Genomic DNA, 17630 nt, shown 5'->3' with positions numbered 1-17630 from the left:
CCGGGTGAGGGGGTCTCCATCCCCACCCTCACCCCCCCCGCACTACGACCCGTGGGGCCCGCCCTTGCGTGCCCCGCACGCGTCCCCCTCTGAATCCGCACACGCGAGCCCCGCGGGTCGATTCTCCGATGAAGATTCCCGAAGATGCGATCATTGCCGATGACAAACTGACCAAGTACCTACTGATCCACCGCCCTGAAGACGACAAATCCAAGTTCCTCGGCTTGGCTGGATTCGACGTCTCCTGTGCCGACTCGTTGCGTGATGAACTTCGTGCCCTTGCCGCTCGCGTGGATGCGGTGGAAGATGGAGTCAACTCGCAAGGAACCTACTACCTTGTCCGAGGGGCGATCACGGGTCCGAACGGCCGATCATTGAAGGTGGTCACGGTCTGGATCCACCTGCAAGCTGACGGATCATACCGCTTTGTGACACTCAAGCCCGACAAGAGCCGCCAACCATGAGACCTTCTCTCTACGAGCGTGTGTCCCTCCTTCGCGACATCGCCGAGTACGGCCTTAAATGCGGCGATGTTGTGACCCTCGTCGATTACATCCCCGATCCCAAGGGCGGCGAGGATGGCGCGATCCTCGAAGTCTTCAACGCCCTCGGCGAGTCGATCGCCGTCGTCACGGTCAGAGAATCGGAGATTGAATCGCTCCGCGCCGACGAGATCCTCTCCGTCCGCCCCTTTGCCCCAGTCGGTTGATCGCCGGGTATCAGCTCGCGGCGCGACAAGGACCATTCTTTCAGCAATCACCGATCGGTCTCAGAACGCCTCTTACGGCTTCGCCGCCCGGGAAGATTTGAACACAATCTTTACAAAACTTCTATCTTGGTAAATAGAATGAAATATCCCGAACAAGTGTTTACACCACGATCTGCCAATGTGAATGAAATTATGTATGTAGATAGGCCGTTTCTTGAGAATGCGCTCGAATCAAGCTTGAGAGGCTCACTCCACACCATCATTCATGGGGAAAGTGGCACAGGGAAATCATGGTTGTATAAAAGTGTAATGTCTAAATTGGCCTACGTTTACTTTCCTGCAAACTTGGCTAATGCGTCCAGAATGGGATCAATAACAAATGAAATTTCAAATATAATCGCGACTTTAGACCCTTTTCGTAAGGTTGCTTATCGCGAGTCGAAAGCAGCAACATTATCGGTTCCTGGTGTCGAAGGAGGTCTTGGTCACGATGCTGAGTATCAATTGGCCGAGATAGATCCTTTGGAACGCTGTTTTGCCCTGGCAAGAAGAAAAGCCAACGATTCAGATGCATTTGTTGTTTTAGACAATTTAGAATCTGTGTTCGATGATAAAAGTTTGATGAAAGAGCTCGCAAATGTAATTACATTGCTTGACGATGAGCGCTATTCTAGATATCGTGTAAAATTGTTGATTGTCGGTGTGCCAAGCGGGGTAAAGGAGTATTTTGCTAGTACTCCAAATATGCATACTATTTCAAATCGTCTGTATGAATTGCCAGAAGTTTCAAGGCTCTCGTATGATCAGGCGTCGGCTTTGATTGTGCGGGGTTTGATAGGAGAGCTCAAGTTTAGAGCCTCTAGTTCCCAAGATCTTGATCAGCTTGTTCATTATATTAGCTGGGTTACAGATCGAGTACCCCAAAGAATTCATGAATATTGTCTCGAGCTTTCGAGAATTATTGCAAAAAATGGAAATGTTATAAATTTGGATTTGCTAGAAGAAGCTGATCGGCAATGGGTAAGTTCTTCGCTTTCCCATGATTATTCGGTCATAGAGAGTTTGATGAATAACAAAGATACACGCGTAGGAAGAAGGAATCAAGTATTGTTTTCGCTTGGAAAAATGGATGGTGATGAAATTAAGTTGCAAGACATAGAGGATATCGTGAGAAGAGAATTCCCGAGTTCCACCTGCGGAACAAAATTGAATATTAGTGGGATGCTTTCCGAGCTTGCTGGAGGGGAAAAAGCAGTGATAAAACGGTCAGCAAAAGGCGATTCTTACGTTTTTAAAGATCCCAAATTCAGAATGTGCATTAGAGTGATGTTGCTTAAAGAAAATGACGAGACGGTTAAGAAGATTGATTTGTCCAAATTGACTGGTTGACATTGCTTGGTGGCGTGTTCAAGTAGACGGGCAGGTGGCACTGGTGGGAACATAGTTGTCAACACATGATGGCCTGGGTGGCACTGGTGTCCTCACCAGTGTTCAGCCCACTTTGCCGACGCGATCGCCTTCGTCCCCTGTCCAGCGTCTCCAGGCTCTGCCCATCCCCGAGCCGAACGCCGGGCAAACCCGGGTGTCCTCCCTTGGTTCTGCCTGCAATGGGGGCCCCACTGGTGAGGTCACCCGTGCCACCCGACCGGGGGGCTTTTCTGAGGTTCCGCCCGCGCTCAAGCCACCCTGTCGCCGAACCCTGCCCAACTTCGAGACGTAAGCATCGGGGTGATGCCATCACCCGACGACCGTTCGAAGTTGCGACAACCGCGTCAGGAGGGATCCTCATGCCCATGCAGCGCACCGCGGGCGAATCAGGACGACGGGCCGGCAGAGCAGGGCGGTGGGCGATGGTCGCCGTGCTGGCCTGCGTCGGGTGCGGCCCGTCGCGAGACGAGGCGATCGAGCCGCTGGAGGGGCTGTTCGGCGCCGCGCCGCCGGCAACCGTCAGGATCGTGCATTACTACGGCGAGTCGCGGGGCATGGACCCCTCCTTCGCCTGGGTCCTGGAGCCGATCGACAACGCCTACCTCAATCGCCTCATCGCCGCCAGGGGGCTCAAAACGCCCCCGCCCGGGGATCGGCCGATGAGCGCCCGCTACGGGTTTCCCGCCTGGTGGGATCACGACCGCATCGAGGCCCTGCCCGAGGTCTACTTCGACGACTCCCCGGGGCTCAGCCGCATCTGGGTCGATCGCCCCAACGGCCGACTCTACATCGAGTTCGTCGGCACCTGAGCACGCCCCCAACCCATCGGCGGGGTGACTGGGCTCTTTGCGAAACCAGCCACCCCACCAGGGCAACCCTTCGGCCGAGGATCACTCGCCGTCCTCGTCCTCATCCTCGTCTTCGTCGTCCTCGTCCCCCTCGACCTGGAGGACGAACGCCGAGCGCACCGGGGCGGGCATGGGAGAGTCGGCCCCCTTGACCGATCGCCAGATGATCTCGTTGAACAACAGATCGTCGGCGGCGTCTTCCTTGGTCAGGTCGAGGCGTTCGGAAAGCTCGGCCCCCCAGGCGGTGGCGAGGTTGACCTCTTCGAGATCAATGCGCGCGGGCAAATGATCATAAGGCCGCAGGTCCGCCTCGGGCCGGAAGCTGGCGTACATGGGGCGGGCCGCGGCGTCGAACTGGCTCATCGGCTCCAGGCCGAGGATCAGCTCCATCGTCCGCAGCATCGACGAGGTGGAATACATCGTCGAGTCCTTCCCGGTCCCTCGGGTGTACGGGCTGATGCACAAGGCGACGGTCCGGTGCGCATCGACATGGTCCGGGCCGTTCTGGGCGTCGTCCTCGACCACGAAGATCGCCGTCTCGGGCCAGAACTTGCTTTTGCTCACCCCCTCGACCAGCTTCCCGAGCGCCAGGTCGTTGTCGGCGACCATGGCCCGAGGGGTCAGGCCGCCGACCCTCGTGCCGGCGGTGTGATCGTTCGGCAGGCGGACGATCATCAATTGCGGCATCTCCCCTTCTTCCTCAAACCGCGCCAGCTCCTCCAGGAAGCGCTCGGCCCGCTTCACGTCGGGGTAGTTCAGGTCGTAGCTGCGGAAGAAGGGGTCGAAGTGCCCTTCCAGCGTCTCGACGGTGGCGACGCCCGGGGCGTCGGGGGTCGGGCCGTTGCTGATGAACTCACCGTACGATCGGTAGCTCACCCCCGCCTCCCGGGCGCGGTCCCAGAGGTATCCGCCGGCCGGGCGGGCAATCTCGAAGTTCCCCTCGGACGGGTAGGGGACGCGGCGGTCCCCCCGGTAACCCAGCGGCCAGGTCCGCTCGACGAAGTCGGTCGCGTAGGCCGCCATCGTCCACTCGTGCCCGTCGGCCGAGACCTCGCTCTCCACGTAGAAGTTGTCCAGCAAGACGAACTCCCGCGCCAGGGCGTGGTGGTTCGGCGTCACCTCCTCGGGAAAGAGGCACAGTTCCGGGGCACCTTTCCCCTCGGGAAGATCGCCGAACACCTGGTCATACGTTCGATTTTCTTTCACGATATAGATGCAATACTTGATCGGTGAAGGGTCCCCCACCTTCGCCGGGATCGGGTTTCCCTCGGGACGCTCGGCGATGACGGCGGTCGGGCTCTCGCGGTCGATCGGGCTGCACTCGTAGACTGTCCGGGTCAGCTCGGCCATGCGGTCGGGCGTGGGCATGGGGATGACCGACAACGTCCCCTCGAACAATCCGCCGATGTACTCGACCGTCGGCGGCCTCGGGCCTGCGACTGGCTGCGGCCCCTGCCGGTTCGAGCGCGACATGGCTCCCTTGCCGTTGCTCACATAAATCGTCTTGCCGTCCTCGGAGAGCCGCACGCAGGTCGGATACCAGCCGACCGGCAGGAAGCCCATCGACCGGCTGCGGCCGGGCTGCTCGACGTTGACGACCGCCACGTGGTTGGTGTTCGCGTTCGAGACGAACAGGACCGCTTCATCCGGCGACAGCGCCAGCGCGTTCGGCGTCGAGCCGGCCGGGGCATCCGGGGCGATCGCCGTGCCGATTGTCTCCAGGGTGCGGCCCTCGTCGGTGTCGATCACGCTCACCGTGTTCCGGTTCGCGTTGGCGACGTAGAGGATCTTCCCCTCCCTGGCCAGCAAGAGTTCGTTCGGGTGCTCCTCGGTCTCCCAGCGCGCGACCCGGTCCCCCGTCTCCATTTCGATCGCCACCACGGCTGACGCTCCCCAGAGGCTCGCGTACACCCGCCCGCGCGCCTCGTCGATCGCCAGGCCGTAGGGGTACGTCCGGACTCCGGTGAAGAACTCGCCGAGCAGTGCGCCGGTCTCGGCGTCGAACTTCGCCACCGTGTCGCCCCAAACATTCGCGACCCAGAGCGTCTTGCCGTCGCCCGACAGGGCCAGGCCGCCCGGCACCCGCTGGCCGGTCCGGCGGATGTCCTGCTCGTTCTCGGGAGGCGGGTCGGCCGCGACCAGCGGCCCGGGGTAGCGGATCTCGACCTTCCCCGAGAGCAGCCCGCTGTCATGCTCGAAGCGGTAAATCAGGTCGTCGAACCCGCCGCCGACGAACAGCCGATCTCCCCCCGGCGACCAAACCAGGCCCGAGAACGACGCCGGCAGCGCCACCCGGCCGATCACCCGGTTCGACTCCAGGTCGATCGTCACCACTTCATGCGTACGATATCCTGCGAACAGCACCGCCAGCACCGGCTCGCTCGGGTGCCTGGCCATCAAGACCGGGAAGTCGCCGGCCAGCGGCACCTGACTGCCGGCCGGCTTCAGCGACCAGCCGTTCGGCAGCACCACGCTCCCTTCCGGAGTGATCCCCGGCCAGATCGCCGCAACGGCTTCCCGATCGGGACCGATCGCCTCCTGACCCAGCGCTTCGGCCTGGAGTGTGAATCCCAACACCCCCGCCACCGCGATCGCCTCGCGAGCGAGCCGCCCAGACCTTGAAACCATGTGCCATCCCCATCTCATCGGATGATCCTCTCGGGGTTGATCCTCTTTCCTTCAATCCGGAGCCCACCTTAGCCCCGCCCCCCGTGCCGAACAAGGCTCGCGCCCCAGCCTCCCACAATCTTCTCAGGTTCTTTGCAGACGTTCCCCAATTGGCCCAATCGCCCCGAGCACCGGGCGGATGGCACAGGCCGATCGAAAGGGCGAACCAGGGTGTGGAGCCAATGGGAATGGTGCCCTCGCCAGCGCCCCATCTACCTTGCCGACGCGAACACCTCATCCCCCAATCGCTCGACGGATTGTGTGACTGAACCTCCTCCAAATCACGATGATTACAAAGAGTCAGCAGCGCCGCCGGTCCTGCCAGCCCTCCTCCGCCGAACGACTCTCCCACGTCAGCGACTCAACCGCGGCGCGCGCCCTTCTCGTGGCTGGATGATCCTCTCGGCTCGACACGTTCCCCAGGCGTCCCAACGCGCACCGCTCGCTTGAATTCCCCGAAACGAACCGATGGCCATCGACGTAACTTCAACCTCCACAAACGATAACAGCATTTTCGCCAGGCGCACCCTGGGCGCACCGAGTGGCGCACCGCACCGCGCACCTGCCCCAATCCGCCCCCGAACTGCTCGATCCTGCTGCCTGCGTTGGCCCTGGCGGGACTCGTCGATTCCCACCCCGGCGCACCGTGACGAAACGAACGGTCGAGGTCGGCGTAACAGGTTTTCCGGTCAGGAGAAGCGTCGAGCGTGCCGAGCGCACCGGAGCCATCCGAAGCGGCGCACCTTGGGGCGCACCGGCCCGCGTCGTCCCTTGCCCGGAATTCGGCTCGACGCCAGCCGAGGGCATGCCATACTTGCACGACGGGCCGCCTTGCAACCCGCTTGGCGGCAGGGATCGAGCACGCAAACGTCCATCACGGAGGAACATCTCATGAGACAGGTCAAGCATGCAGGGGCCTGGCTGGCAGCCCTGGCCCTGAGCGGAACGGCGGCGACCGCCGAGGCGCAGGTGATTCGGTCGGAGGGGCCGGCGCAGCAGGTGGGTCAGGTCGTCGGTGGGGCACTCGACACGGCCGGCCGGGCGGTCGAGCGGAGCCTGCGAACCGCCTTCGCCCGCACCCGAGGCGCGGTCGAGTCGATGGAAGTCACCTCCCGCGTCTACAGCCGGTTGCTCTGGGAGAAGGAACTGACCGGCAGCCGGTTTGTTATCGACGCCCGGCCCGGCGGGGTGGTCATTCTGCGAGGGAGCGTGCCCAGCCCCGAGGCGGCCGATCGGGCCGCGGCGCTGGCCATTTCGACCGTCGGTGTCTCGCGGGTCTTCAATGAACTGGTCGCGCCGGAGGGGACCACCACGACGGTTCTTCCCGGCTCCGCGACCGACAGGCCCCTCGGCGATCCGCGCTCCGAGCCGATTCTGGAACCGCTGCCCCGCGCCGAGCCCTTGCCCCAGCCGAACACCGGGGCCGAGCCGGGTCTGGAACCGCTGCGGCGCCCTGAGCCTCGGCCGACCCCCGATCCCGAAACTCCGGTCGAGCCGACCCCGTCCATCCGCCCTCCCTTGCCAACCCCCTGACTCGAACGAGCCGAGTCGAGCCGAGGCGAAGGCCGGTTAGGAGATTCGTTCGCGGATCAAGCAGAGCCGGCCCTCGCGGAAGGTGAAGAACTGGAGCCAGGAGAACAGATAGGTCTGGCCATCGGCCGTCACCTGCCCCGATTCCCGGCTGAGGACCACCACCGTATCCCCCTGCACGACCACCTCCCGGACCTCGGGAACCTGCTCGTCAACCTGGGAGAAGTTCTGCTCGATCACGGCGAGCACCGCGTCTCGCCCGTCGGTTCTGCCGTGAAAGGCGGGCATCGAGGGGGCGTCGATGTCGAGGCAGACGTCCTCGGTCATCAGGTCTCCCAGGGCTGCGAAGTCTCCCCGGATGATGCAGCCGTAGAGGGCCCGGACCTGCTCGACCAGCTCCTCCTGTTCGGGAGCGATCGGCGCGGTGGCTCCCGAACGAAAAACATCCATCAATTGATCCAGAAACGAGCTTCCCTCAGACAGGCCCATGACGCCCTTTCCGGAACCCAAAGGAAGACGAGGATCGCTCCGGGTGAGCCGAGGCGATGACCGAGACTCCTCTCGATTTTGAGCCAGCAGCTTGCACCAGTCAAGACTTGTGTGTTTCCCCGTCGATCGGTCGCTAGGCGGCCTGGGCCCGATCTCGTCGGCTCTGCTCAGGCCGAGGGAGCCGCGAGGGGCTCGCTGGCTTCGGGCAGGACCGGCGGCCGGGCCGACCAGACCGCGATGCCGGCGGCGATCGGGAAGATCATCATGGCGAGCAGCGAGAGGTCGTAGTGGCCGAGGCTGTCGCGGGCGATCGCCAGGGGCAACGGTCCCAGGGCCGAGGCTCCGATGACGACCGCCATGGCGATCCCCTTGATCGAGCCGAAGTGCCCCCGGCCGAAGTACCCCGCCAGAGTCAGCGATCCGCTATACCGCTGGATTCCCGTGTGCAGGCCGAGCAGGGCCGAGTAGAGCAGGGCCGTCGCCGCCGTCACCGGGACCAGCAGCAAGGCCATCGCCACGACCATGAAGGCCATGCTCGCCGCGAGCATCTTCCTCGGGGCGATCCGATCGGCCAGGGCCCCGCCGACCAGGCTCGTCACGCAGGCGAAGGCCGCCTGAATCGTCAGGAGCCAGAGCGCGACCCCTCCCGAGAGGCCGCGGTCGCCGAGGATCGAGACCTGATGGAAGACCAGGCCGGTGGAGACCATCGCCCCGACGCTCATGGCCGAGATGACCTTCCAGAACGAGGCGGTCCGGAGCGCCTGCGACGAGGTCCACGAGGCGTAGGACGATCGGCCGTCGGTCCTCGCGTCCGAGCCAGGCTTCGGGGCGATCCGGTCGGGTTCGAGGCCGAGATCCTCAGGCCGGTTCCGGACGAAGATCAGCGCGGGAATGGCCAGCAAGGTCAAGACGGCCAGGCCCAGACCGACCCAGGCCCCTCGCCAGCCGAAGTGCCCGATCATGGCCAGGTTCGTGGCCGGGAAGGCCATGAAGGAGAGGGTCGAGCCGAGGCCGAGCAGGCCCATCGCCATCCCTCGGCGACGCTCGAACCACTGGCTGACCATCCAGGTGCCCATCAGAGTCAGGGCCCCCTGGCCGAGCGATCGAACGCAGGTCAGGCCCAGGTACAGGGCCAGAGGGCCGGCCACCCAGGACATGCCGAAGCAGGAAAGGCCGAGCATGATTGCGACGATCGGCAGGACGACCCGGGCCCCTCGGCCATCGAGCAATCGGCCGACGATCGGCAAGAGCGAGCCGCTGATCAGGGTGGCCACCAGATAGGCCAGCGAGTACTGGCTGCGAGCCAGGCCGAGGTCGGCGAGCATCGGGTCGATGAACGCCGCCATCGAGTACGATTGTCCGGGGCCGGACATGAACATCGCCATTGCGGCGACGCCCAGAACGATCCAGCCGTAGTAGAACCTCGGACGCATCAACGGCGTCGTCTGCGAGGCTCGGTGGCGAAGGTTGGCGAGGGGAGAGGAGGCGGGTTGTGAACTGGCAGGTTCGGTCAGTGTCGTGCTCATCCGAAGGATTTTAGCAGGATGCGACATCCGGCTCAATTCGAGTCGGAGCGCTTGCGGCGGGCTTCATCCCGAATTCATCTCGGCGATGACACAGATCCGCGCCGACGCGAATCGGATCGGGCGGGTATAAGAGTGAGGAATGCCTGGGCAGCGAGCCCCGGCGATCGAGGCCGGGAGGTCGGAGACGCGTGACACAGGGGCCGAGGGTACCGAGAGAGGAATCGCGAGCGGCCCTGTACCGCGAGGTCGTCGGCGCAGCGGTCCTGGGCCTGGTGGTCAATGCCGGCCTGGGGGTGGCGAAACTGGTCGGCGGGCTGGTCGGGCACTCGTTTGCTCTGATCTCCGACGCCGTCAACTCGCTGGGAGACGTGGTCACGTCGCTCGCCGTGCTGGTCGCCCTGAGGCTGGCGCAACGGCCACCCGATCGGGAGCATCCGTACGGCCATACCCGGGCCGAGGCGATCGCCGGCCTGAGCGTCTCGCTGCTGGTGCTCGGCTCGGCCGTGCTGGTTGCGACCGAGGCGATTCGACGCCTGCCGGAGCGGCACGAGATTCCGCCGGGGTGGACCCTCGTCATCGCCGCCGTCAACGTGGTGATCAAGGAAGTCCTGTTCCGTTACAAGCTCGGGATCGGCCGGCGGACGGGGTCGAGGGCATTGGTCGCCAACGCCTGGGACCATCGGGCCGATGCCTTCAGCGCGCTGGCGGTCCTGATCGGCCTGTCGGTGGTGCGATGGGGAGGGCCGGGGTATCGCTTCGCCGACGAGGTGGCGGCCCTGGTTGTCATGGGGATCATCGTGCGGTCGGCACTGGTGCTGACCTGGGAAAGTGCTCACGAGCTGATGGACGCACAGGCCGAGGGAGAGTTTGTCTCCCGGATCGAGGCCGAAGCCCTGGCCGATGACGAGGTCAAGGGGGTCGAGACCCTCTGGGTGCGGAAGTCGGGGCTGGAGTACTTCGCCGACATCCATCTGGAAGTCGACCCCCATCTCACCATTGCCGAGGGGCACCGGATCGGCCATCGGGTCAAGGATCGCTTACTTGAAGCCTTTCCGACCTTGCGAGATGTCCTCGTCCATCTGGAGCCGTTTCCCGAAGAGCCTCACCCACCCGACGCGGCGGCTCGTCCCTGGACCGAGCGGCCCAGAGCCGACTGATCCGGCTTGGCTCGAAACCAGGGGCAGGAGTTCGGTTGACCGTTTCGGCGCTCAGGGCTATGATCCGCCGCGCCCGGGGCCGGTCACTCGGTTCCAGAGGGGAACGGATAGATACGAATTGCCAGCTCGGAGGGAGGGACTCCCAGATGCTCGGCGCGATTGTCTCGTCGTTGGTCTTGCTCCTGGCGCCGCTCGAAGGCCCCCCGCAATTACCGTCGCCCGTGCCGCCTTCGGCCCCCATCCCGGACCCCTCGGCGCTGCCGAGGGAAACCCCGGCCGAAGGGTCGAAGGGCAACGTCAACGGCAATGGTCCTCGTTACGTGTTCGAGGTCCGTGATCTTCAGGTCGAAGGGCTCGACTGGCGAGGGGTTCTCAAGGGTCGCACTCGACGACTCGAATGGCAGGCGGGCCTGATGGTCTGGGCCGTCGGTGAGCCGGCGGTCCGAGACCTGATTGACCATGCCGAAAAGTCTTCGCGTTCCTCTGTGGTCCAGGCCCCCTCGGCGGTGGCCGGGGCTGGTCAATCGGCCCGGACGATGACCGGGTCAACCATCCAGCTCATCGTCGATCTCGAACGCCAGGGAGAGAAGCCGACCGGCCGCGAAGGGGGCCTGGCCTATCAGCCGATCCTGGAACAGATGCACAATGGTCTGGACATGGCCCTCTCGGCCACGCCGTCTCCTGAAGGTTTGGTCATGGGAGTGAACCTCGACGAGACGAGCCTGCAAGGGGTGCATACCGGGTCGTTCGAAGACGCGATTCAAGGTCCCGGTGCGGGGGATGATCGCCCGATCGCGGGCCTTTTCCGCCGCTTCGGCGAGGGGAACGATCCCTCGGTCTCGAAAACCGGGGCGATGAAGCTTCAGGCGTCGTTCCAGGTGCCGGAGGTCATCCGGTCGCATGTCGAGGGAGCCTGGCCAGTCAAGCCGGGGGAAAGCCTCTTGATTAGCCTCGGGGCGCGATCGGTGGCCGAGAAGTGGGGACGATCGGCGGTGGTCGAACGTCTGGTGGTCGTGACCGCTCGTCCCGAAACGGCCGCCGACCGCCATCCCGGTGCCCTGGCCAAGCCGGCCTCGGCGCCTCCCCCGCCGCCGGTTCCGGCCGGAGTCTCGCCGCTGGGCCTGCCGGCGGCGGCTCCTCCTCCTCCGGCCGTTCCGGGCAGCTTGCCCGAATTGTTCCCCGTTCCGGGAGGTCCGCCGACGACCGGGGGATTCCCCCGCTGAGGGGAGCCTCCGCCAGGTTTTTCTGGTTGGTGAGTGCCTGGAGTTGACGAGACGCCACACCGCCGCTTCCGCCTCGTTCCGGATCGGAACGATCGCCGGGAGCGGCGGTTCTTCGTTGCGCGGGGAGTGATGCGGGCGGTTCATTGCCATCCGCTTTGTGCCGAGACGCGCCCTTGCCGGAGTCGTCGGGGTGGCAAACAATCGGGAGAGGTTCCTTGGTGGACCGTTTCCGACATGACGACACGCCCGCCCCCATCCCAAAGGGCTCCGAGGTGTTCCCGATGCCCCAGCCGCAGACTGAACCCGTGACGGCCGTCTTGCTGATCGCCCACGGAAGCCGACACGAACCGGCCAACGCCGACCTGCGACGCCTGGCCGAGCGGATGGCCGAGCAGGGGGGGTATCCGATCGTGGAAGCAGGGTTTCTAGAGCTGACCGAGCCGGAGATTCCCGAGGCGGGGGATCGCTGCGTGGCTCGGGGGGCGACTCGGGTGCTGATGGTCCCCTATTTTCTTTCGATGGGGGTTCACCTGTTGCGCGACCTGACGGCGGCCCGGGAAGACCTGGCGGCTCGACATCCGCAGGTGGCGTTCCTGCTGGGGCCCCCGCTCGGTCCCGACCCGCTGCTCGACCGTCTCGTGGCCGATCGGGTCGCTCGGCTCGATCAAGGAACGTTGGCGGCGATCGAAACCCCCTCGGCCGTCGCGGCGGCCCGGTTCGCTCCGATGGACGGCGGCGGCGATGCCGGAGGGTGATCGAGGGGGGGCGAAGCCGGGGTTTGGGCGGTCGTGGTCTGAAAGGGGGGGATCACGGATCGGCAGACCGAGGAAGGCGATCGAGCAGACGCTTCAGGTCATCGATCCGAACGGGTTTGGGGAGATGGTCGTCGAAGCCCGCGTCGAGGCTCTCGGCACGGTCTTCGGGACGGGCGTAGCCGGTCACGGCGATCAGGGTCAGGTCGCTGAGATCGGGGTCGGATCGAACGATCCGAGCGAGCGTCAGGCCGTCGATGCCGGGTAACCCGATGTCGATGAGGGACAGGTCGGGCCGATGTCGGAGGGCGTCGAGCGCCGCGTGGCCGTCGGCGGCAGTTTCGACCTGATGGCCGCTGAGCATCAGGAGGGTGCGGAGCATCTCGCGGTTGTCGTCGTGATCCTCGACCAGCAGGATGCGAAGGGGGCGCAGCTCCGAAGGAGTCTGACGGGGAGCCGGTGTGATCGGCGTATTGATTGGGTCCGTTTGCACACTGGCAACCGGCAATCGGACCCGGAAGGTGCTGCCAAGCCCCGGGCCGTCGCTGAAGGCCGAGATGGAGCCGTCGTGCAGCTCGACGATTTCCCGGACCAGCGTCAGACCGATGCCAAGGCCCCCTTGCGAGCGATCGAGGCTGCGGCGTCCCTGGGTGAACAGGTCAAAGATCTGGGGAAGGAACTCGGGTTCGATGCCGATGCCGTTGTCTCGAACCACAAGCTCCACCGTCTGCGGTCTCGAGGCCATCTCCAGCCAGATGTCGCCGCCGGAGGGGGTGTAACGCGCGGCGTTCGTGAGCAGGTTGATCAGGACCTGGACCAGCCGGGTTTGATCGCCGATCACCGGCATCAAGCCGCCCGAGAGGTTCAGGTGCAGGCGATGTCCGGCCGATTCGATCGCCGGCCGGGCCGATTCGAGAGCCTGATCGAGCACGTCGAGCAGATCGACCGGCAGGCGCTCCAGATGAATGATCCCCCGGGTGACCCGAGAGATATCGAGCAGGTCGTCGAGCAATCGGCTCATCTGTTGAGACTGGCGGGCCACCACCTCGATCGCCCCGGTCTGATCGGAGTGGAGGTTCTGGTGGCTCTGGAGCAGGGTGGTGGCGTGAATGATCGAGGAGAGGGGGTTGCGCAGCTCGTGGGAGAGCATGGCGAGGAATTCGTCTCGGCGTCGAACGGCCTCTCGGGCGTTGTCATAGAGTTGGGCGTTGTCGATGGCCAGTGCGGCCAGGGTGGCCAGTTCTCCGGCACTGGGAAGATCGGCGGCCGAGAAAAAGCGACCGGGACGCGTGGTCAAAAGGGTCAAGGCCCCGAGGATCCGGTCCCGAGCAATCAGGGGCAGGATCATGATGGAACCGATGCCGATCTGCCGGAGCGTTTGACGACGGACGGGATCGGTCGCCAGTGAGTCGATGGCCGACTCGGTGGTGCGGTTGTAGATCTTGGGACGGCCGGTGCGGAGGGCGCGAGGAAGGCCGATGGGTTCGTTCAGATCGACGCAGGAGCCGTCTCGAAGCGGAGCCAGCAGGGCGTCATCCTCGGCGGTCGCGTGCCGGGCAATCGGACGGAGGACGGTGCCGTCGGGCTGGATCAGGTCGATTAGACAGCCATCGGCCAGATCCTCAATGACGAGCTGGGAGATCTGGGCGAGGGTGGTGGGAAGATCGAGCGAATGGGCCAGCTCGGCCCCGGCCCGAACGAGGAAGCGCTGGTTGTCGACGAGGCGACGATAGGCGGTGACGTCTCTCAGGCCGACGAGCAAGGCGGGGCCGCCTTCCCAGTCCACTTGGGTTGATCGAAGCTCGACGATGCGTGCCGACTCTCCGGCCGTCGGCACGTCGATCTCGGCCGATTGAAAGGCGACGACCGGCAAGCCCAGCGGCCGACCGATCAACAGATTCAAGGGCCGGCCCAGCAGGGCCGAGGCGGCCGGATTGGCATAGACGATGACTCCCGAGGCGTCGAGGATCGCCAGGCCATCGGCGCCATGCTCGACCATTTGCTGAAAGGGAGCGGCTGCGATCTGGGGAGGGCCTGGCCCGCCCAGTGGCAGGGATGCGGGCTCCCTTCGCTCATTCGATCCTTCCATCCTCGAAACCTCGCTGAGGGGGGCGGGACATCGGGATTAATGAGCCGGTGGAGGCGGGGGGTCGTCCTGGAACAGGTCGTCGATCCGATTCGACGGCGACGAGCCCGCATGCGAGAGCATGCCGGAGAGGATCCCCGAAACGTTGCGGAACGGATGGCCCAGGTGCAGGCCGGAGCCGTCGATCGTGAACTCTCTGATCACCTTTTCGTGCCACGAACCGCGCATCTTGAGCACGGTCATGCCGCGTCGGATCTCTCCGAACAGCTCGACATAGCGGAGCAGGATAATCGAGTCGGTAATGGTTGAGATATGAGCCTCGGTGATCGACGAGCCGCCGAGCAGGCTGTCGGTCGTGGCCGTGAACAGCGCGGGAACTTCCTTGTCCTTGATCGCCGAGGTCAGGCCGATGACGAACTCTCGGAAGCTCTTGACCGGCGCGACCCGTTCCAGGGCCGAGAGACTATCGACGGCGATTCGGTCGGGCTGGAATTCTTCGACCGTTTCTTTGATAAGGATAAGCGTGTCTTCCAGCGTGGTCGATTCGGGATAGGTGCAGAGCACCTTGAGCAACCCCTGGGCTTCGAGGGTCGCGAAGTCGGCCCCCCAGCCGGCGGCGTTGCGGAACAGTTGCTCGCGGCTTTCCTCGAAGGCGAATAAAAGGCTGCGCTCGCCGCTGCGGGCTCCTCCGGCGATGAACTCGGTCGAGAGCAAGGTCTTGCCCGTGCCCGTGGCCCCGCTGACCAGGACGATCGAATCGCGGAAGAAGCCGCCGCCGCACATGCGGTCGATGTCGGCATTGCCCGACGAGATGCGCACGTCGGACGATTTTTGCTTCAGCTCCAGGGCGGCCAGCGGAATCGCGACGATCCCGCGTTCGGGGACGATCGTGAAGGGCCACTCCCCTTTCAAGTGGTCGGTGCCGCGGAATTTGAGGATTTCGAGCGTTCGGCGGCGGACTTCCTCGTCGAGCACGTTGCGGAGGATGATGACGTTATCCGAGACGAATTCCTCGACGCCGTAGCGTGAGACGGAGCCGTACTCCTCGCCTCGCTCGGCCGTGATGAGCGAGGTCACGCCCAGCGATCGCAAGGCTCGGGTCATCCGGAACAGCTCGGACCGGACGGTGTGCTGGTCGGGAAACTGACCGAAGAAGGCCCCGATGGCATCGAGGACCAGGCGCTTCGCGCCGACTTTCTTGACCGCGTATTGCACGCGGGCCATCAGGGCGCCCAGGTCGTAGCCGCCGGCAAAGACGGGTTGTTCCCCTGGATCGGGAGAGACATCGACAAAGGCCCAACGGCCCTGCGCTTCCCACGAGGGGATGTCCCAGCCGAGGCCGCCGAAGTTGCGCCGCAGGTCCTCTGGGGTTTCCTCGAAGGTGACGAAGACCCCTGGCTCATCGCGCTTCATGATCCCAGCGGCCAGAAACTGGGCGCCGAAGACCGTCTTGGCACTGCCGGACGATCCGGCCACCAGTGTCACCCGGCCTTCGGGAAGGCCACCGCAGGCGATGAGGTCGAATCCGTGGATTTCCGTAGGGAGCTTCGAGATCGACATGGAAGGTTCAATCGGCCTCCTTGACGCGGGAATCCGTGACCGGGGCGTGCGTCTCGCTCGCATGGAGATCGAGCGCCGCCAGCACGCGAGCCGCGTCGGAGAGATCGCCGATAATTCGGCGTTGCGGCTCGGGGTGTTCCTTGATCACCGTGGGCGTAGCAAGCACCTTGTCTTGCTCGGCCAGCTCGGGTTGTTCGAGTACATCGACGACCAGCAGGTCATACCTGCCGGACAACTCCGAATCGCAGAGGCGCTGCAACGTCGCGACGGCGCGTTGCGATCGGGAGGTCAGGCCCGTGATGTACAATTTTAAGAGATAACGGTCCATAGACGGTCACTCCGAGAAATCCGGGGACCGATCCGATGCGACCGCTTCATTGCGAGTCGCGGCGGCGAGACCGGCGCGATAGTGTTCGGCAAGACGGCCCATTAACTCTAGCACGGCAAGTTGAGCTTCCTCGGCATACACATTCACTTTTGCAGCTTTCGTGCCGGAGGAGCGCTGTCGAAGGGCCATCGCGTGCAATTCGATCACGTCGCGCGGCCCCGCGCCGGCGGTGGCAAGCCGCTCGGCCAGGGCGCTCAGGATGGCCGAGCCGTCGGGCTGGTGTTGCGTCTGGTAGCTGCGGCGGAGCAAGCGCAGATCGAGCACGCGTCCGAAGTCTTCCAGAGCATCGCAAAAGACCTCGGGCATTTCGCGGCTCAGCGGGAGATGACGCGGAGCCCCCAGATCCTCGGGGCGAACGGGAATGCCGGCGAGCGCCTGATAGAGCCTGGCATCACGTTCGAGCCGATCGATCCGTTCGGAACGGGCCTCGGCCTCGGCTTCGACCTGGGCGATTCGCTGGCGGAGCCGCACCTCGTGCGACACGTCTTCGATGGTGGTGACGACCCCGCTCAGGGAACCGATCGCGTTTCGGACCGGGGCGGCGGCCGATCGGAACCAGTGATGCTCCAGTTCCCACTCGTCCCGGCTCCGGGAACCGCTGCGAAGGGTTCGATCGTGGGGCCACTGGCGGCCCGGGGGGATGAGGTGCGCCGCCCGATCGCTCAGCCGCTGGCCGAGCAAGGCCGTCGGCTTGTCTCGAAGTAAGCCGGCCAGCGCGATGTTGCACCATCGAATCCGGCCATCGGGGTCGAGCAGGGCCATCCCCTCGTCGATCGCCTCGAAGATCGACCGCCAGCGCTCGGCCTCGGCACCGAGTTCCTGCACTCGACCGCCGACCCGAGTCCAGGCTCGAATCGCGGCGAGCCATCGCGATTCATCGGGCGGACGGTCTAGGACTTCGACCGCAAGGGAGGAGAGCCCTTCCGATAAGGGCGTGTCCTGGGCTCGGGTCAGCACCAGGGGCACGGAAGGGGTCGATCGCAGCACCTCGCGACAGAACGATTCCGCCTCGTCGAGCGACGCGTCGAGCAAGATGAGTCCGGCATCCCGGGCCTCGGGACCAGCCAGGGCGGCGCGGGCCTCGGCCGTCGAGGGAACGTCCCGACTCCGCAACCCTTCGCCCACGAGCAGCCGAGACACGGCCTCACGGGTTTCACCGTCGCCATGGACGTTCAAGACTGTCCGAAGCTCTCCGGCGATCACCGTACCCGATGCTCCCAATGGAAATCACCCTGGTCCGCCATGCGCGTGAAACTCATGGACGCTG

The 17630-nt window shown here is 64.4% G+C and carries 15 protein-coding genes; 8 read left to right on the top strand and 7 right to left on the bottom strand.

All coding sequences use genetic code 11. The features are described 5' to 3' along the window. Positions 1-128 precede the first annotated feature (128 nt). The 4 genes from GA615_RS16350 (at position 129) to GA615_RS16335 (ending at position 2946) form a co-directional block, all read left to right on the top strand. Entirely contained in the window at positions 129-464 is a 336-nt protein-coding gene (locus GA615_RS16350; RefSeq protein WP_152052387.1) for a DUF6883 domain-containing protein, read from the top strand. Continuing rightward, a complete protein-coding gene (locus tag GA615_RS16345; protein ID WP_152052386.1) occupies positions 461-709 on the top strand; it encodes a DUF4926 domain-containing protein in 249 nt (82 codons plus the stop codon). The genes GA615_RS16350 and GA615_RS16345 overlap by 4 nt, the downstream gene beginning before the upstream one ends. 138 nt (positions 710-847) lie before the next feature. Then, positions 848-2098 carry an ATP-binding protein gene (locus GA615_RS16340; RefSeq protein WP_152052385.1) on the top strand — a complete coding sequence of 417 codons (1251 nt, stop codon included), beginning with the start codon at positions 848-850 and terminating at the stop codon, positions 2096-2098. A 398-nt stretch (positions 2099-2496) separates the two neighbouring features. Next, a complete protein-coding gene (locus GA615_RS16335) occupies positions 2497-2946 on the top strand; it encodes a hypothetical protein (RefSeq protein ID WP_152052384.1) in 450 nt (149 codons plus the stop codon). Positions 2947-3027: 81 nt separating this feature from the next. On the opposite strand, the gene GA615_RS16330 is transcribed toward GA615_RS16335, so the two are convergent. Then, entirely contained in the window at positions 3028-5631 is a 2604-nt protein-coding gene (locus GA615_RS16330; protein ID WP_235905515.1) for a bifunctional YncE family protein/alkaline phosphatase family protein, read from the bottom strand. Between the two features lie 912 nt (positions 5632-6543). On the opposite strand from GA615_RS16330, the gene GA615_RS16325 reads away from it, so the two are divergent. Beyond that, positions 6544-7185 carry a BON domain-containing protein gene (locus GA615_RS16325; RefSeq protein ID WP_152052383.1) on the top strand — a complete coding sequence of 214 codons (642 nt, stop codon included), beginning with the start codon at positions 6544-6546 and terminating at the stop codon, positions 7183-7185. Positions 7186-7221: 36 nt separating this feature from the next. On the opposite strand, the gene GA615_RS16320 is transcribed toward GA615_RS16325, so the two are convergent. Together GA615_RS16320 and GA615_RS16315 are read right to left on the bottom strand one after the other, a co-directional pair. After that, positions 7222-7632, bottom strand: coding sequence for a nuclear transport factor 2 family protein (locus GA615_RS16320; RefSeq protein ID WP_161602381.1), 411 nt, complete (start codon positions 7630-7632; stop codon positions 7222-7224). 206 nt (positions 7633-7838) lie between these two features. After that, positions 7839-9197, bottom strand: a complete 1359-nt coding sequence (locus GA615_RS16315) for an MFS transporter (protein ID WP_161602380.1) — start codon at positions 9195-9197, stop codon at positions 7839-7841. 188 nt (positions 9198-9385) lie between these two features. Here GA615_RS16315 and GA615_RS16310 point away from each other — a divergent pair, with 188 nt between their 5' ends. The 3 genes from GA615_RS16310 (at position 9386) to GA615_RS16300 (ending at position 12332) form a co-directional block, all read left to right on the top strand. Beyond that, on the top strand, positions 9386-10354 hold the full coding sequence (locus tag GA615_RS16310; RefSeq protein ID WP_201750211.1) for a cation diffusion facilitator family transporter: 969 nt from the start codon (positions 9386-9388) through the stop codon (positions 10352-10354). A 146-nt stretch (positions 10355-10500) separates the two neighbouring features. Beyond that, positions 10501-11577, top strand: a complete 1077-nt coding sequence (locus tag GA615_RS16305; RefSeq protein ID WP_152052380.1) for a hypothetical protein — start codon at positions 10501-10503, stop codon at positions 11575-11577. Positions 11578-11858: 281 nt separating this feature from the next. Further along, positions 11859-12332: a sirohydrochlorin chelatase gene (locus GA615_RS16300; protein ID WP_152052379.1), complete on the top strand. Its 474-nt coding sequence runs from the start codon at positions 11859-11861 to the stop codon at positions 12330-12332. Between the two features lie 52 nt (positions 12333-12384). Here the strand turns inward: GA615_RS16300 and GA615_RS16295 are convergent, their stop codons facing one another. From GA615_RS16295 to GA615_RS16280, 4 genes are read right to left on the bottom strand one after another with little or no spacing between them, the layout of a single operon-like run. Then, positions 12385-14418 (bottom strand): PAS domain-containing hybrid sensor histidine kinase/response regulator, encoded by a 2034-nt coding sequence (locus GA615_RS16295; protein WP_152052378.1) that lies wholly within the window; start codon positions 14416-14418, stop codon positions 12385-12387. Positions 14419-14454: 36 nt separating this feature from the next. Beyond that, positions 14455-15975, bottom strand: a complete 1521-nt coding sequence (kaiC, locus tag GA615_RS16290; protein ID WP_152052377.1) for a circadian clock protein KaiC — start codon at positions 15973-15975, stop codon at positions 14455-14457. A 7-nt stretch (positions 15976-15982) separates the two neighbouring features. Beyond that, a complete protein-coding gene (locus tag GA615_RS16285; RefSeq protein ID WP_152052376.1) occupies positions 15983-16303 on the bottom strand; it encodes a circadian clock KaiB family protein in 321 nt (106 codons plus the stop codon). Positions 16304-16309: 6 nt separating this feature from the next. Continuing rightward, the gene (locus tag GA615_RS16280) at positions 16310-17566 is read right to left on the bottom strand and encodes a PAS domain-containing protein (RefSeq protein ID WP_152052375.1); all 1257 of its coding nucleotides are present in this window, start codon (positions 17564-17566) and stop codon (positions 16310-16312) included. Between the last annotated feature and the right edge of the window lie 64 nt (positions 17567-17630).

Origin of the sequence: Tautonia marina (assembly GCF_009177065.1) — a bacterium.
In the GTDB taxonomy this organism is placed as follows: Bacteria; Planctomycetota; Planctomycetia; order Isosphaerales; family Isosphaeraceae; genus Tautonia; species Tautonia marina.
The sequence above is the reverse complement of the archived record's forward strand: the minus strand, read 5'-3'. Positions and strand labels throughout refer to the sequence as shown.

Coding starts and splice junctions, on each gene's coding strand:
- GA615_RS16350 (WP_152052387.1), top strand. CDS start 129: ATGAAGATTCCCGAAGATGCGATCATTGCCGATGACAAACTGACCAAG.
- GA615_RS16345 (WP_152052386.1), top strand. CDS start 461: ATGAGACCTTCTCTCTACGAGCGTGTGTCCCTCCTTCGCGACATCGCC.
- GA615_RS16340 (WP_152052385.1), top strand. CDS start 848: ATGAAATATCCCGAACAAGTGTTTACACCACGATCTGCCAATGTGAAT.
- GA615_RS16335 (WP_152052384.1), top strand. CDS start 2,497: ATGCCCATGCAGCGCACCGCGGGCGAATCAGGACGACGGGCCGGCAGA.
- GA615_RS16330 (WP_235905515.1), bottom strand. CDS start 5,631: ATGAGATGGGGATGGCACATGGTTTCAAGGTCTGGGCGGCTCGCTCGC.
- GA615_RS16325 (WP_152052383.1), top strand. CDS start 6,544: ATGAGACAGGTCAAGCATGCAGGGGCCTGGCTGGCAGCCCTGGCCCTG.
- GA615_RS16320 (WP_161602381.1), bottom strand. CDS start 7,632: ATGGATGTTTTTCGTTCGGGAGCCACCGCGCCGATCGCTCCCGAACAG.
- GA615_RS16315 (WP_161602380.1), bottom strand. CDS start 9,197: ATGAGCACGACACTGACCGAACCTGCCAGTTCACAACCCGCCTCCTCT.
- GA615_RS16305 (WP_152052380.1), top strand. CDS start 10,501: ATGCTCGGCGCGATTGTCTCGTCGTTGGTCTTGCTCCTGGCGCCGCTC.
- GA615_RS16300 (WP_152052379.1), top strand. CDS start 11,859: ATGCCCCAGCCGCAGACTGAACCCGTGACGGCCGTCTTGCTGATCGCC.
- GA615_RS16295 (WP_152052378.1), bottom strand. CDS start 14,418: ATGGAAGGATCGAATGAGCGAAGGGAGCCCGCATCCCTGCCACTGGGC.
- kaiC (WP_152052377.1), bottom strand. CDS start 15,975: ATGTCGATCTCGAAGCTCCCTACGGAAATCCACGGATTCGACCTCATC.
- GA615_RS16285 (WP_152052376.1), bottom strand. CDS start 16,303: ATGGACCGTTATCTCTTAAAATTGTACATCACGGGCCTGACCTCCCGA.